Annotated in this window: 13 protein-coding genes and 1 tRNA gene; 6 read left to right on the top strand and 8 right to left on the bottom strand. The window is 68.7% G+C overall.

Going from position 1 to position 13,384, the window contains the following annotated elements:
* Positions 1-16 precede the first annotated feature (16 nt).
* From ACG04R_RS07120 to ACG04R_RS07105, 4 genes are read left to right on the top strand one after another with little or no spacing between them, the layout of a single operon-like run.
* Entirely contained in the window at positions 17-592 is a 576-nt protein-coding gene (locus ACG04R_RS07120) for a hypothetical protein (RefSeq protein WP_394407498.1), read from the top strand.
* Positions 589-1,143 (top strand): tRNA-uridine aminocarboxypropyltransferase, encoded by a 555-nt coding sequence (locus ACG04R_RS07115; RefSeq protein ID WP_394407497.1) that lies wholly within the window; start codon positions 589-591, stop codon positions 1,141-1,143. The genes ACG04R_RS07120 and ACG04R_RS07115 overlap by 4 nt, the downstream gene beginning before the upstream one ends.
* Positions 1,144-1,152: 9 nt before the next feature.
* On the top strand, positions 1,153-3,240 hold the full coding sequence (locus ACG04R_RS07110) for a protein-disulfide reductase DsbD family protein (protein ID WP_394407495.1): 2,088 nt from the start codon (positions 1,153-1,155) through the stop codon (positions 3,238-3,240).
* Positions 3,237-3,848, top strand: coding sequence for a redoxin domain-containing protein (locus ACG04R_RS07105; protein WP_394407493.1), 612 nt, complete (start codon positions 3,237-3,239; stop codon positions 3,846-3,848). The genes ACG04R_RS07110 and ACG04R_RS07105 overlap by 4 nt, the downstream gene beginning before the upstream one ends.
* 3 nt (positions 3,849-3,851) lie before the next feature.
* On the opposite strand, the gene ACG04R_RS07100 is transcribed toward ACG04R_RS07105, so the two are convergent.
* On the bottom strand, positions 3,852-4,775 hold the full coding sequence (locus tag ACG04R_RS07100) for a glutaminase (RefSeq protein ID WP_394407491.1): 924 nt from the start codon (positions 4,773-4,775) through the stop codon (positions 3,852-3,854).
* A gap of 24 nt (positions 4,776-4,799) precedes the next feature.
* On the opposite strand from ACG04R_RS07100, the gene ACG04R_RS07095 reads away from it, so the two are divergent.
* Both ACG04R_RS07095 and ACG04R_RS07090 read left to right on the top strand, forming a co-directional pair.
* The gene (locus tag ACG04R_RS07095; RefSeq protein ID WP_394407489.1) at positions 4,800-5,699 is read left to right on the top strand and encodes a class I SAM-dependent methyltransferase; all 900 of its coding nucleotides are present in this window, start codon (positions 4,800-4,802) and stop codon (positions 5,697-5,699) included.
* Positions 5,700-5,726: 27 nt separating this feature from the next.
* The gene (locus tag ACG04R_RS07090; protein ID WP_394407487.1) at positions 5,727-6,512 is read left to right on the top strand and encodes a DUF5677 domain-containing protein; all 786 of its coding nucleotides are present in this window, start codon (positions 5,727-5,729) and stop codon (positions 6,510-6,512) included.
* 2 nt (positions 6,513-6,514) lie between these two features.
* Here the strand turns inward: ACG04R_RS07090 and ACG04R_RS07085 are convergent, their stop codons facing one another.
* The 7 genes from ACG04R_RS07085 to ACG04R_RS07055 all read right to left on the bottom strand — a co-directional run bounded on the left by ACG04R_RS07085 (position 6,515) and on the right by ACG04R_RS07055 (position 13,268).
* On the bottom strand, positions 6,515-7,975 hold the full coding sequence (locus tag ACG04R_RS07085; protein ID WP_394407485.1) for a serine/threonine-protein kinase: 1,461 nt from the start codon (positions 7,973-7,975) through the stop codon (positions 6,515-6,517).
* A 13-nt stretch (positions 7,976-7,988) separates the two neighbouring features.
* Complete coding sequence (locus ACG04R_RS07080) at positions 7,989-8,861, bottom strand: Tll0287-like domain-containing protein (RefSeq protein WP_394407483.1); 873 nt, start codon at positions 8,859-8,861, stop codon at positions 7,989-7,991.
* Positions 8,862-8,993: 132 nt separating this feature from the next.
* Entirely contained in the window at positions 8,994-10,211 is a 1,218-nt protein-coding gene (locus ACG04R_RS07075; protein WP_394407481.1) for an RtcB family protein, read from the bottom strand.
* A 14-nt stretch (positions 10,212-10,225) separates the two neighbouring features.
* Entirely contained in the window at positions 10,226-11,002 is a 777-nt protein-coding gene (locus tag ACG04R_RS07070; RefSeq protein WP_394407479.1) for a hypothetical protein, read from the bottom strand.
* 51 nt (positions 11,003-11,053) lie between these two features.
* Positions 11,054-12,190 (bottom strand): slipin family protein, encoded by a 1,137-nt coding sequence (locus ACG04R_RS07065; RefSeq protein ID WP_394407477.1) that lies wholly within the window; start codon positions 12,188-12,190, stop codon positions 11,054-11,056.
* 262 nt (positions 12,191-12,452) lie between these two features.
* A tRNA-Arg gene (locus ACG04R_RS07060) sits at positions 12,453-12,520 on the bottom strand.
* Positions 12,521-12,707: 187 nt separating this feature from the next.
* Complete coding sequence (locus tag ACG04R_RS07055; protein WP_394407475.1) at positions 12,708-13,268, bottom strand: HNH endonuclease; 561 nt, start codon at positions 13,266-13,268, stop codon at positions 12,708-12,710.
* Positions 13,269-13,384: the final 116 nt, after the last annotated feature.

Genomic DNA, 13,384 nt, shown 5'->3' with positions numbered 1-13,384 from the left:
CCGAGAATGCGCCTACATGAAAGCTGCCCGCCGTTCCGTCGCCTTCTTCTCCGGCCTCCTGCTGTACTGCTTCTGTGCAGGCGTTGCGATGAAGTACGCGTCCATGGGCCTGCCGCGCCAGATCTACATCCAGCTCGGTGGACGCAACAGCCTGCCGGTCATGCTGGGCGAGGCCGTGGGTACCGCCGTGGTGCTGTTCCTGATCGCCATCGCGTGGGGCTACTTCACGCTGCGCCCGGCGCGCCGCCGCCATCGGCCCTACGTGGCCTGGATGATGTCCGGCGTGGGCGTGGCCTGGGCGGGCTGGCTGATCTTCGGTGCCTTCAGCTTCGCGCTGAAGCCGCGTGCCTACTCGGCGCCACTGCAGTCCATGCTGCTGTCGTCCAACGCGGCGCCGCTGTTCGGGGCCCTGAACATCTTCGGCGTCATTGGCGGTGTCTGGGGGGCCGGCCTGCTGGCCAGGCGCAAGCAGACCAGCCTTCCCAGCACGCGCTCGCGCCGCCGCCCCGTCGACGAGTTGGCGATGACCGAGGTCGAACGCGACAGCACCGTCTCCTCGCTGGGCCCGCAAAGCGTCGCCCCTCCGAATTGACGCGGCCGCGCTGCCCGCGCTGCGAGCGCCCGGCAGCCACCTGCCTGTGCGCGACGCTGCCGGTGCCGCGGCTGGCGCACCGCACCGAGCTGTTGATCCTGCAGCATCCGGCCGAAGCCGGCCACGCGAAGAACACCGCCGCCCTCCTGACGCTGGGCCTGCAGTCCGCGCAGCGGCTGCGCGGCGAGGTCTTCGATGCTGGCCTGGCCGCACCGGGCACCGCGCTGCTCTACCCCGGCGACGGCCCGGCAGCGGCGCCGGCCGACGTGAGCCGCCTCATCCTGCTGGATGGCAGCTGGCGCCAGAGCCGCCGCCTGCTGGCGGCCAACCCCTGGCTGGCCGGGCTGCCGCGCCTGAGCCTGCCCGAACAGCCCGGCCGCTACGCCATCCGCCGTGCCCACCGGCCCGGTCAGCTGTCGACGCTGGAAGCCGGCCTGCACGCGCTGGCCCTGCTGGAAGGCCGCCCGGAACGCTTCGCGCCGCTGTGGGCGGCGTTCGACGTATTTGTTCATGCGGCCTTGTCACGGCGGGGTGAAACGGGGATGGCCTAGGATTTCGAGATGCTCCCGATCCTCCGCCTTGTTTCCCCGGCCCTGCTGGCCGCTCCCCTGCTGGCCCTGGCCGCGCCGCCCGAGGTCGCGACCGAGCATGTGCAGGCCCGCCTCGTGTCCAGCCAGGCCACGGTCGCGCCGGGCCAGCGCTTCACGGTGGCGCTGGAGCAGAGCATCAAGCCGCACTGGCACACCTACTGGGTCAACCCGGGCGATTCCGGCCAGGCAACCACCATCGCCTGGACCGGTGCGCAGGCCGGCCCCATCCAGTGGCCCACGCCGGCCATCCAGGCCATCGGCCCCATCGTCAACTACGGCTACGAGGGCCGCGCGGCGCTGCTGGTGGAGCTGACCGTGCCGGCCGACGCCAAGCCGGGCGGCCGCTTCCAGCCGGGCGCCGACGTGAAGTGGCTGGTCTGCAAGGATGTCTGCATCCCCGAGGACGTCAGCCTGGGCCTGGACCTGCCCGTCGTGGCGTCCGCGGCGGAGGCCAAGGCGGGGCCCGATGCGCCGCAGATCGCCGAGTGGCAGCGCGACATCCCGAAGCCGGCACCGTTCGCCGTGCAGATCAAGCCGGCGGCGCAGGGCGTGCAGCTCAGCGGCCCGACGGCCGGCGTCAGCAAGGCCTATTTCTTCGCCGACACCTGGGGCGCCGTGGCGCACAGTGCGCCGCAGACGCTGAAGGCCGAAGGCGGGGGCTGGGCGCTGGACGTCCCGGCCGGCGACGAGCCGGTGCCGGCGGGCAAGCCGCTGTCCGGCGTCGTCGTGCTGACGACGTCGACCGGCGAGCAGGCCTGGGCCGTCACCGCCGCGATGCCCGCGGGCGCCGGCAAGGGCCCCGTCGCCGCCGATCTCGCCACCCCCGCCGCCGCCGAGCCGGCCGCGCCGCCGGAGAGCGACCTGGGCCTGCTGCCGGCGCTGGCGCTGGCACTCGTGGGCGGCCTCATCCTGAACCTGATGCCCTGCGTGTTCCCGGTGCTGTCCATCAAGGCGCTGGCGCTGGTCAACAAGGGCAATCACCGCGCCGAGGGCCTGGCCTACACGGCGGGCGTGCTGCTCAGCTTCGTGGCGCTGGCGGCCGTGCTGATCGCGCTGCGCGCCGGTGGCCAGCAGGTGGGCTGGGGCTTCCAGTTCCACTCGCCCGTGTTCGTGCTGGTGGTGGCCTATCTGCTGTTCCTCGTGGGCCTGAGCCTGTCGGGGCTGTTCGAGATCGGCGGCAGCTTCACCGGCGTCGGCTCCGGCCTGGCCGCGAAGCAGGGTCTGGCCGGCAGCTTCTTCACCGGCGTGCTGGCGGCCGTCGTCGCCACGCCCTGCACGGCGCCTTTCATGGGTGCGGCCCTGGCCTTCGCACTGTCGCAACCCGCTGCGGTGATGGTGGCGGTCTTCCTCGCGCTGGGCCTGGGCTTGGCGCTGCCCTTCCTGGTGCTGGCCTTCTGGCCCGCGGCGCAGCGCTGGCTGCCGCGGCCGGGCGCCTGGATGGACCGTTTCAAGCAGTTCCTGGCCTTCCCGATGTACGCGGCGGTCGTGTGGCTGCTGTGGGTGCTGGCGCAGCAGGCCGGGCCCGACAGTGTCGCGCTGGCGCTGGGCGGGCTGGTGCTGATCGCCTTCGGGCTGTGGTGGCGCAACGCCAGCGGCGGCAGCGCCGTGGGCACGCTGGCGGCCGTGGCCAGCGTCGTGCTCGCGCTGGGCGCGACGGCCTGGGTCCAGCCCGTGGCCGCGGACACGCGCGCCGAGTCGTCCGTCGAGGCCTACAGCGCCGAGCGCCTGGCCGAACTGCGCTCGCAGAACAAGCCGGTGTTCGTGAACCTGACCGCGGCGTGGTGTGTCTCCTGCCTGGTGAACGAGCGGGTCGCGCTGTCGCGCACCGAGGTGAAGGACGCCTTCGCCAAGGCCGGCGTTGTCTACCTCAAGGGAGACTGGACCCGCGAGGACCCCAAGATCACCGAAGTGCTGAAGGCCCATGGCCGCTCCGGCGTGCCGCTCTACCTCTACTACGCGCCGGGCGCTGCCGAGGCCCAGGTGCTGCCGCAGATCCTCACGCCCGGCCTCGTCGTCGAGGCGGTGTCCTCGTCCCCAGCCCCTCGGAGCCCGACATGACGAACCTGCTGCGCCGCACCCTGATCGCTGCCGCCATCGCTGCCCCCGCGCTGGCGCTGGCCGCTGCCGCCGTGGATGCTCCCGCGCCCGCCTTCACGGCCACGACGGCCGATGGCAAGGCCGTCAGCCTGGCCGACTTCAAGGGTAGGACCGTCGTGCTGGAGTGGACCAACGCCGACTGCCCCTACGTCCGCAAGCACTACGGCAGCGGCAACATGCAGTCGCAGCAGAAGGCCGCCACCGCGCAGGGCGTGGTGTGGCTGCAGGTGATCTCGTCGGCGCCGGGCCAGCAGGGCTTTGTGGATGGCGCCACGGCACAGAAGCTCAACGCCGAACGCGGCGCGGCGCCCACCGCCACGCTGCTGGACCCGCAGGGCGACCTGGGCCGCCTCTACGGCGCGCAGACCACGCCGCATCTGTTCGTCATCAAGGGCGACGGCACGCTGGCCTACAAGGGCGGCATCGACAGCATCGCGTCGGCGGACAGGGCCGACATCGCCAAGGCCGAGCCCTACGTCACCGAGGCGCTGGCCGCCGTGGCGGCCGGCCGCAACGTCGAGAAGGCGTCGACGCGGCCGTATGGCTGCAGCGTCAAGTACGCGAGCTGATCTTCAGAAGACCGACAGCCCCGTCTTCGCCACGAACAACTCCAGCGCCTGGCGCCCCAGCAGCGAATTGCCCGTGGCGTCCAGCGCGGGCGACCACACGCACAGCGTGAGGCGGTCCGGCACGACGGCCATGATGCCGCCGCCCACACCGCTCTTGCATGGCAGCCCGATGCGGAAGGCGAACTCGCCGGCGGCGTCGTAGGTGCCGCAGGTCAGCATCAGCGCGTTGACGCGCCGCGTCTGCGCCTCGCTGAGCACCGGCGTGCCGGCCAGCGGGTGGCGGCCGTCGCGGCACAGGTAGCCGGCGGCGCAGGCCACCTGCTCGCAGGTCATGCGAAGAGCGCACTGGTTGAAGTAGACGTCCAGCACCTCGGCCACGTCGTTGTCCATCGTGCCGAAGGCCTTCATGAAGTTGGCCAGTGCGGTGTTGCGAAAGCCCGTCTCGGCCTCCGATCGTGCCACCTCGGCGTCGATTGCCACCGGCTCACCGCACAGCCGGCCCAGCAGCGCCAGCAGCTCGGCCAGCGCGTCGCCCTGCGACACCAGCCGGTCCGCCACCGCGATGGCGCCGGCATTGATGAAGGGGTTACGCGGGATGCCGCGTTCGCTCTCCAGCTGCACCAGCGAATTGAACGGGCTACCCGACGGCTCGCGGCCGATGCGGTCCCACATCGCCTCGCCCAGAGCGCGGATGGCCAGCGTCAGCGAGAACACCTTGGACATGCTCTGGATGGAGAACGGCACCGCGGCGTCGCCGGCCGCCGCCGTCTCGCCCGCGCAGGTGCGCAGCGCGATGCCGAACTGCTGTGGCGACACCCGCGCCAGCGCGGGGATGTAGCTGGCCACCTTGCCGCCGACCCGGGGCAACTGCGGGCGCAGTTCGTCGTTGATCTCGTCGAGGATGAGCTGGAAGTCCATGCCGGGCATTCTGTCCCTCGGACAATGCCGGCCATGCAAGCCTTGCTCGATGCCATCGCCACGGCGCCCTTTCCTGCCGACGCGCAGCGCCTCTTCCACGGCCGCGGCGGCCTGTTCCCCGGTTGTGAGCATCTGGCGCTGGACGCCTACCCGCCAGCCCTGCTGCTGACCAGCTTCCAGCCGCTGGCCGACGAGGACCTGGCCACCGTCGGCGCGGCGCTGGCGGCACGCTGGCCCGAGGCGCCGTGGGTCTACCAGTGCCGCCAGGAGGGCGGCCGCGTCGACACCCGGCTGATGGCCGGCGCCATGCCGGAGCCGCATGTCGTTACCGAGGCCGGTACGAGGTACGTCGTGCACCTGCTGCGCGGCCAGAACCACGGGCTCTTCCTGGACATGGCCGAGGGCCGGCGCTGGGTGCGGGGGCATGTGAAGCCGGGCGCCAAGGTGCTGAACCTGTTTGCCTACACCTGCGCCTTCTCGGTGGTGGCGCTGCAGGCTGGCGCGGCCGAGGTGGTCAACGTGGACATGGCCTCGGGCGCGCTGGCCACGGGGCGCACCAACCACGAGCTCAACGGCGTGAAGGCTGGCGCCAGGTTTCTGGCCCATGACATCTTCAACTCCTGGGGCAAGCTGACCCGCGAAGGGCCGTACGACCTCGTCATCTGCGACCCGCCCAGCTTCCAGAAGGGCAGCTTCGTCGCGACCAAGGACTACGCCCGGCTGGCCCGGCGGTTGCCGGCGCTGCTGGCGCCGGGCGGGTTGGCGCTGCTGTGCCTGAACACGCCCAAGCTGGATCTGGCCTTCCTGCGCGGGGTGGTGGCGGAGAACGCGCCGGAGCTGGCGCTTGTCGGGCAAGTAGCGAATCCAACCGTGTTTGCGGATGAGTCTTCAGATAGAGCGCTAAAGGTCGTGGCGTACCGCGCTCCGACGTAATCTAGTTCTTATTTGGCTAGGCCTTGCATGCAGAACGATCTACGCGACCAAGGGTTCCTCAACTCGTGGACAGCCGACGTGAGGCCGTTCGTGCGGGAGAAATACGCCACTTGGCGAACATTGCTGCTCGACGTGAACGCGAGATGTGTTTCCCTTCACTATGAAGCGAAGGTGAATGCGGACGAGCCACGAGCTTTGCTTGCAGCCGCACATTTCGCGCGACTCCTCGCTTCTGTTCAGGCGGCGGTAATCCTCCTGGAGCACGGCCTGCTCGCGCAAGCCAAGGCGCTATTGAGAGTCGCGCTTGAATCTCTATTTGCGCTCGCCGCCGTGGAAGCGAAACCTGAGGTTGCAATGGCGCTCGCGTTATCGCAGGAAGCCGATAAACGAACGATCGCGGACAGAATTCTTAGATGGCAACAGCCGAACCTAAAGGCTGCAGTTGCAACCGTGGTGACCGAGGCTGAGCTGAATAACTACTTGACTATCAAAACGCCCGAAATTAAAACATTTGAACTGGCCAAAGCTGCCGACATGGTGGATTGGTATCTATCGTTGTATTCGCTACTCAGCTTCCCGACACACGGATCGGTTTCCGATATCTCATCGCACCTGATTACAGATGCGGCCGGCCAAGTCGTTGGATTGAAGAACGAGCCCGAAATAGACGGGCAAACAGCCGCCTGGGCATGGGCGCTCGAAATCGAAATTCGGGCAGCAGACGCTTTTGCGGCCGTTTTCGGTCCAATTGATTTCTCAATGGACGATGCACGCACTCGCCTTCAGACGCTCTCTGACAAAGCTGAAAGTTGATCTCAAGGCAAACGCCCCAGCTCCTTCAACAACTTCTCCCGCGCCGCCGGATCGTTCACCGCCTCCGCCAGCCGGTTGAAGAACACCGCGCGACTGTCGATGCCGGCTGCTGCGCGCTTGACCAGCACCTTGGCGATGGGGCCGACGTGCTGGGCCAGCAGCGTCTGCGACTTCTCGATGACGGCGTCGTTCAACGGCCCGCCGATGGTGGTGCCGCCGGCCGAACCTGCGGAGCTTGTCGACCCCCTGGAGCCGGGCGCCGATGGCGTGGCGTTGGTACCACCGGCTGTCTTGCCGGTGCCGCCGGTGACGAGGCTGGCCTGGCCGAGGAAGGCGTCGCGGGCGCGGGGGTCACTGACCTGTTCGGCGAGCTTGTGATACAGCTCATTGAGGTCCGTGCACTCGCGCGCCGCGCGGCGCACCAGCACGCTGGCGAGTGGGCCAACGAGCCGCGCCAGCGTCTGTTCGGCCTGCGTGAGCTGGGCCTTGTCCCAGTGCGTGGGCGGCGGTGCGCCGCTGCCGGCGGAGCCGGCCGTAGGCGGCGCGATGGTCGGCGGCGACATCGGCGGGCGGGCCGGGCGCGGCGGCGCCATCATCAGCGTGCGCTCCCACGAGGTGTCGTCCAGTCCGGTGCCGGCGCCGTCCAGCAGCGCGCGCTTGAACTCGTCGGTGTCGGCGAAGCGCTCCTCGGGGCGCTTGGCGAGCGCGCGAGCGACGATGGCGTCGAACCAGCCGGGGCGGTCGGCGCCTTCGATCATCGAGGGCGGTACCGGTGCTTCGTTGACGACCTTGTACATGAGCGCCTCGGTCGTGCCGGCGAAGGGCGCACGGCCGGTGAGGAGCTGGTAGAGCACGACGCCGGCGCCGTAGATGTCCACGCGCCGGTCCATGGCCTTGCCGAGGAACTGCTCGGGCGCCATGTGGCTGGGCGTGCCCACCATGTAGTGCGTCTGCGTGAGGTTCTGCGACTCGATACGCGCGATGCCGAAGTCGGCCACCTTGAGCCGGCCGTTGCCCATCATGATGATGTTGCTGGGCTTGACGTCGCGGTGCCAGACGCCCTTCTCATGCGCATGGCCCAGCGCGTCCAGCAGCTGGCTCATGATGCCGGGGATGTCGGTGTCGGTGAAGCGCACCCGGGCACTGAGGTAGCTGGCCAGCGAGCGGCCCTCGACGAACTCCATCGCGATGAACGCGACCTGATCGGTGCGGCCGAAGTCGTAGACGGCCACGATGCCGGGGTGACCGAGCCGGCCCGCGGCCTGCGCCTCGTTGCGGAAGCGCGAGGCCGGCGCGCCGGGGCTGTCGTCGTCGGCGTCGAGGCTGGTGCGGATGGTCTTCAGCGCGACGGTGCGCTGGATGTCGGGGTCGAAGCCCTTGTAGACGACACCCATCGCGCCCTCACCGAGCACATCGGTGATGCGGTACTTGCCCAGCTGCGTCGGGTGCTTCGTCGTGGCCATGCGTTGAGGGGGCTCAGGCGTCCAGCAGCTTCATCGCCTGCACGACGCTGGCGCGCATGCGGGAGAAGGAGTCGGACAGCGTGGCGATCTCGTCGCGGCCGGAGGTCTTGAACTCCGGGGCGTCCAGGTCGCCCTGGCTGACGCGGTCGGCCAGCGCGGACAGGCGCGTGACCGGGCGCACGACCAGCAGCCAGATCATCAGGTTCAGCACGATGCCGACAGCGACGAAAACACCCACCAGCGACGTGATGAAGACCTTGAAGGTCTTGTCGGCGCGTTCCAGCGGCACGCCCAGCGGCACGGAGACGATCTGTGCGCCGATGACTTCGTTGAGGTTCCAGCCGAAGCCGTTGGCGGGGCCGTACTGGGCCACCATCGTGGCGGGCGCGGCGTCCACGCTGCTGTGGCAGGCCAGGCAGGCGGGGTCGGTGATGCGCAGCGGGCGGGCGATGTAGAGCGACTTGCCGGCCGGCGTGTCGCGCTCGCCGCTGGTTTCCTTCAGCTCGGCATTGCTGCGGAACTGGCCGACGACGTCGGCCTCCCAGCTCGTCGCGCGGTCGCGCGGGTTGGTGGGGTTCAGCGTCGCCTCCTTGTAGGCGAACTCGGGGTGCTTGGCCAGCAGCGTGCCGAGCACCTCGGTGGCGGAGTAGCTCGGTACCGTCTGCGGCAGGAACTTATCCGTCATCTGTGAGACCAGCAGCGGCTTGATCTGCGTGTTGGTGTAGTTGCGCACGGCCAGCGCCTTCTCCATCAGCATCTGGGCGCTGGCGACGGTTTCCTGCTTGGCGTTGTCCTGCAGCAGCTGGCGGGCGATGTAGCCGCTCAGCGCGATGCCGAGGCTCATGACGAGCAGATAGACCAGATTGAATTTGGCGAGCAGTTTCATGGCGACCTCTTGGCGGGCCGCAATGTTAGTGCCGGCCCATGTCTGCCCGCCTTCGTGCTTGCGCGCAGATTCACTGGGTAGAACGTAAAAAAGGGCGCCCGACCGACATCGGGCGCCCTGAACAGGTGCGAATCAACCCTTGATGCACACGACCTGCTTGAGGGTGTGCACCACGTCCACCAGTTCGCGCTGGGCGGCCATGACGGCGTCGATGTCCTTGTAGGCCGCGGGCGTCTCGTCGAGCACGTCCTTGTCCTTGCGGCATTCGACGCCTTCGGTCGCAGCGCGGTGGTCGGCCAGTGTGAAGGCGCGCTTGGCGTCGCCACGGCTCATGACGCGGCCGGCGCCGTGCGAGCAGCTTTCGAAGCTGTCCGCGTTGCCCTTGCCGCGCACGATGTAGCTGCGCGCGCCCATGCTGCCCGGGATGATGCCCAGCTGGCCCGCACGGGCAGCCACCGCGCCCTTGCGGGTCAGGTAGACCTCCTGGCCGAAGTGCGTTTCCTTCTGCACATAGTTGTGGTGGCAGTTCACCGCCTCGATGTGCGACTGGAAGTTCTTGCGGATGACCGTCTTCGCGGCCTCGATGACGCGCTTCATCATCACCTCGCGGTTCAGCGCCGCGAACTTCTGCGCCCAGCCCACGCTGCGGACGTAGTCGCCGAAGTAGCGGCTGCCCTCCTCGAAGTAGGCCAGGTCGCGGTCCGGCAGATTCGCCTGGTGGCGCAACGCGTCCTGCTTGGCCAGCTCGATGAACATCGTGCCGATGAAGTTGCCCACGCCGCGCGAGCCCGAGTGCAGCATGAACCAGACGGCGCCCGCTTCGTCCAGGCAGACCTCGATGAAGTGATTGCCGGAGCCCAGCGTGCCCAGGTGCTGGACGTGGTTGGTCTTGGCCAGCTTGGGGTAGCTGCGGCACAGCTCGGTGGACTCGGGCTCCAGCTGCGCCCAGGCCGTGTTGACCGAGCCGGGCGGCTTCTGCCAGGCGCCCGGGTCGCGGCTGCCGGGCTGGCGGCCGTGCGGCACCGCGCGCTCGATGGCCGCGCGCAGCGGCCCGAGGTTGTCGGGCAGGTCTTCGGCCGTCAGCGTGGTCTTGCAGGCCATCATGCCGCAGCCGATGTCCACACCGACCGCGGCCGGGATGATGGCCTTGACGGTGGGAATGACCGAGCCGACGGTCGCGCCGATGCCGAAGTGCACGTCCGGCATCGCGGCGATGTGCTTGAAGACGATGGGCAGGCGGGCCGCGTTCTGGAGCTGGCGCTTGGCCGAGTCCTCGACGGGCACGCCTTGCGTCCACATCTTCAGCGGCACGCCGCCGGGGACGTCTTCGTGGATGTGTTGGTGTTCCATGGTTGTTCTTTCTATCAACAGGTCAGGTGATCGAACACGGCGTCCACCATCACCGGGAACGGTGCGCAGGTGTTGGACGCTGTCTGTTCGACCTGATCCAGAAACTGAGGTTGCAGCAGCCTTTTGGTGAAGGCTTCCTTGGTGCTGGGCGCCAGCATCCAGTCCTTGAAGACTGCCTGCAGCCGTGGCCGGTCGCTCGCGAAGGCGTTGGTGATCTTGTGGCTCGGCCAGAAACCCCAGTAGGTGCTTTCGACAAAGCGTACGGTGGCGTGCGTGCTGGGGTGTTTAGCCCAGTGTTGCAGCAAGGGCTCCAGCGCGATGCCTGCGTAATCAGCCATCACCAGCAGCGCGAGTGGGTCTTCGAGGTCGTACCAGATGCCATCAGCCGTCCACTCGCCGCGCAGGCAGGCGTCGAATGAGGCCAGCATGAACTCGTCGAGAACGGCGCGTTCGTCGGCATCGAATGAGCCGGCGGGGCAACGCCCCACGCGATCAAGCGCCAGCTCGACCGAGTGGTGGGTGTCTTCGCCGTTCGCCAGCAATTCCAGCAAACGCGGCAGCAGGTACTTCACCTCGTCGGCCGGCTGGCCGTCGACGGACTTGGCACCGGTGCTGTACTCGTAGAAATGCAGCCGCTTCAGCCTGCGCAGCGGAACGGCCCGCATCTCGCGTTCGAGCTCTTCGTCCATGCAGCAGAACGTGCAGACGTCCAGCGGGTGTTGGGGCGGCGTGTAGGCGCCGAACACCTCGTAGGCGCGCCGGACCGCCGCATTCAAAGCCGGCGTCGTCATGGGTCTCTCCTTGAAAATGAAGCCCTGCCGGCGGTGCCGGCAGGGCGGCACTCAACGCAGCTTCACCAGCCCGTTGAGCACCTGGTCCAGACCTCCAAACACGGAGATCTTGTCGATGCGCTCGGCCACGCGTTCCAGCGTTTCCAGCTCCTTCAGGCGCAGAGCGACGGGGTTGTCCTCCATCACCTTGGCCGTGTTGAGCAGGGCGCGCGTGGCCGCGGTTTCCTCGCGGCGGCGGATCACGTTGGCTTCCGCGGCCTTGCCGGCCTCCACCACCTGGGCGAGGATGGTCTTCATCTCGCCCGGCAGCACGATGTCCTTGACGCCCACGCCGTCCAGCTGCAGGCCGTAGCCGGCGAGCTTGGGCACGACATGCGCCGTCACGACCTCGTCGATGACCGACTTGTTTTCCAGCAACTCGTCCAGCGTGCGGGTGCCCACCGCCGCGCGCAGGCCGAACTGCAGCTCGCGGTAGAGGTGGTCGGCCGGCTTGGCCAATTGCTCGAACGCGCGCAGCACATCGGTGTAGCGCCAGTTCGCCGAGAGGTTGAGCCGCAGCGCGACCTTGTCGCGGGTCAGGATTTCCTGTCCCGTCACCTCCAGCGCCTGCAGTCGCAGGTCCACCAGCTCCACGGCCACGTTGCGGCCGAACTTCCAGAACGCGTGCGCGCCGGGCTCCAGCAGCCGTTCGACCTTGCCGTCCACGCGCAGCAGCGCGGCGCCGTGTCCGGGCACCTCGACCTGCAGCACGCCGGCCAGGCCGGTGATGGTGCGCGGGCGCAGCTGCGGTTGCGCGAGGCGTGCGGCCACGGCCGCCGGCAGCTCGGCCGACGCGCGGATGTCGATCACCTCGACCTGCACGTCGACGAAGCCGCGCCAGTACAGGCGCCGCGTGCCGGGCGGCAGCAGCTCGACCAGCACGCCGTTCTCGGCGCGCAGGCCGACCTGGTGCTCGCCCAGCTCGACGCGCGTGAACTCGGCGTCGACCACCTCGGGCTCGTGGGCCATCAGGTAGTCGGTCAGCGGGTGTACGAAGGCCGGTGCGCCGAGGTTGAACAGCTCGACCTTCAGCTCGTCCAGGCCGGCGAGCAGCCAGTGCGTGCCGGGTTGCAGCACGCGCTCGAAATCGCCGTTGCGCAGCAGCAGGCCGCGCTCGTTCTTCTTCACGGTCACACGCTTGATCGTCATGGGGTCCTCCTTGGGTTGCGTGTTTGTCTTGGAAAAGGGTGCCGTTACAGCAACCCGTGCGGACGCCGGATGCCAGGGCCTGGAGCCAGGGCGTGCGTCGAACGCCTCCTCCCTGAAGACGCTCTCGGCTGACCGTGGATGCGAAGCCCCGCTTGCCCGGCGCACGAGCGCGGGCCGCTGATGCGCAGTCCGGCCGAGGCCGGGGCGCACGTTCGGCGGGGTGGTCTTGCGACCAGTTTTGGATTGGCGTGATAGGCCAAGCTTGGAGCGGGAGTCGAACCCGCGACAGACGAATTAGGAATTCGTTGCTCTACCCGACTGAGCTATCCAGTGGTGGTGAGGCCGGGACTCGAACCCAGACCTGTGAAGGACACCTTGTCCTCACCTGTATCAACCGATTCCGGCAGGGCGGCATACGCCATGACGACGGGCGATGAAGCCCTGCCACGGCGCACCGGCGGGGCGTGGGAACCCCAACCTGTGAGCCTTTGCCTTCCTCGGCAGATTCGTGGCCGCCTCAGCTGAGGCGGGACCTTTTCGGCAGGCGCGCGGCCAGCCAGTCGTGCACGTCCGCGCGGATGTGTCGGCCCTTGAGGATGAAGTCCTCGAAGCGGCTCGGCACGAACGGCGCGAACAGCAGCGGCATGCGGGCTTCGTCCGGCGTGCGGTCGGCCTTGCGGGAATTGCAGGCACGGCAGGCCGCGACCGTGTTCATCCAGCTCAACGGGCCGCCGCGGCTGGCCGGCACGATGTGGTCGATGGTCAGCATGCGCGCGTCGAGCACCACGCCGCAGTAGGCGCAGGTGCAGCGGTCACGCTTGATGACCTTGGCCTTGCCGTAGACCGGCGCGAGGTCGAAGAGGTTGAGCCTGGACGAACCGCCCAGCGCCACGATGGCCGGTACTTCCAGCATCGACTGGCGGCCGGTGGCGGCGTTGAAGCCGCCGCGCAGCACGGCAAGCGGCCGCTCGCCGGCCGACCACACGACGGCGTCGGTGGCGACGAGCGTGGCGGCCTGCTCGACCGAGATCCAGGCCTGCGGGAGGCCGGTGATGTCCAGCTGCAGAACGTCGTGCATGGTGGCCTCCTTTCCTTGGGCTGGGCACGGTGGATGAACGTTGAAGGGTTGTCGGTGACGGGTTCCGACGCCGCCCAATCGTTGCGGCCGGTTTGCGTTCCTCGGGGCGTGAGCTC

It is taken from the genome of Pelomonas candidula (assembly GCF_043555985.1).
Classification (GTDB): domain Bacteria; phylum Pseudomonadota; class Gammaproteobacteria; order Burkholderiales; family Burkholderiaceae_C; genus Pelomonas; species Pelomonas candidula.
Note: the sequence above shows the minus strand (reverse complement) of the source record. Positions and strands in the feature narration are given on the sequence as shown.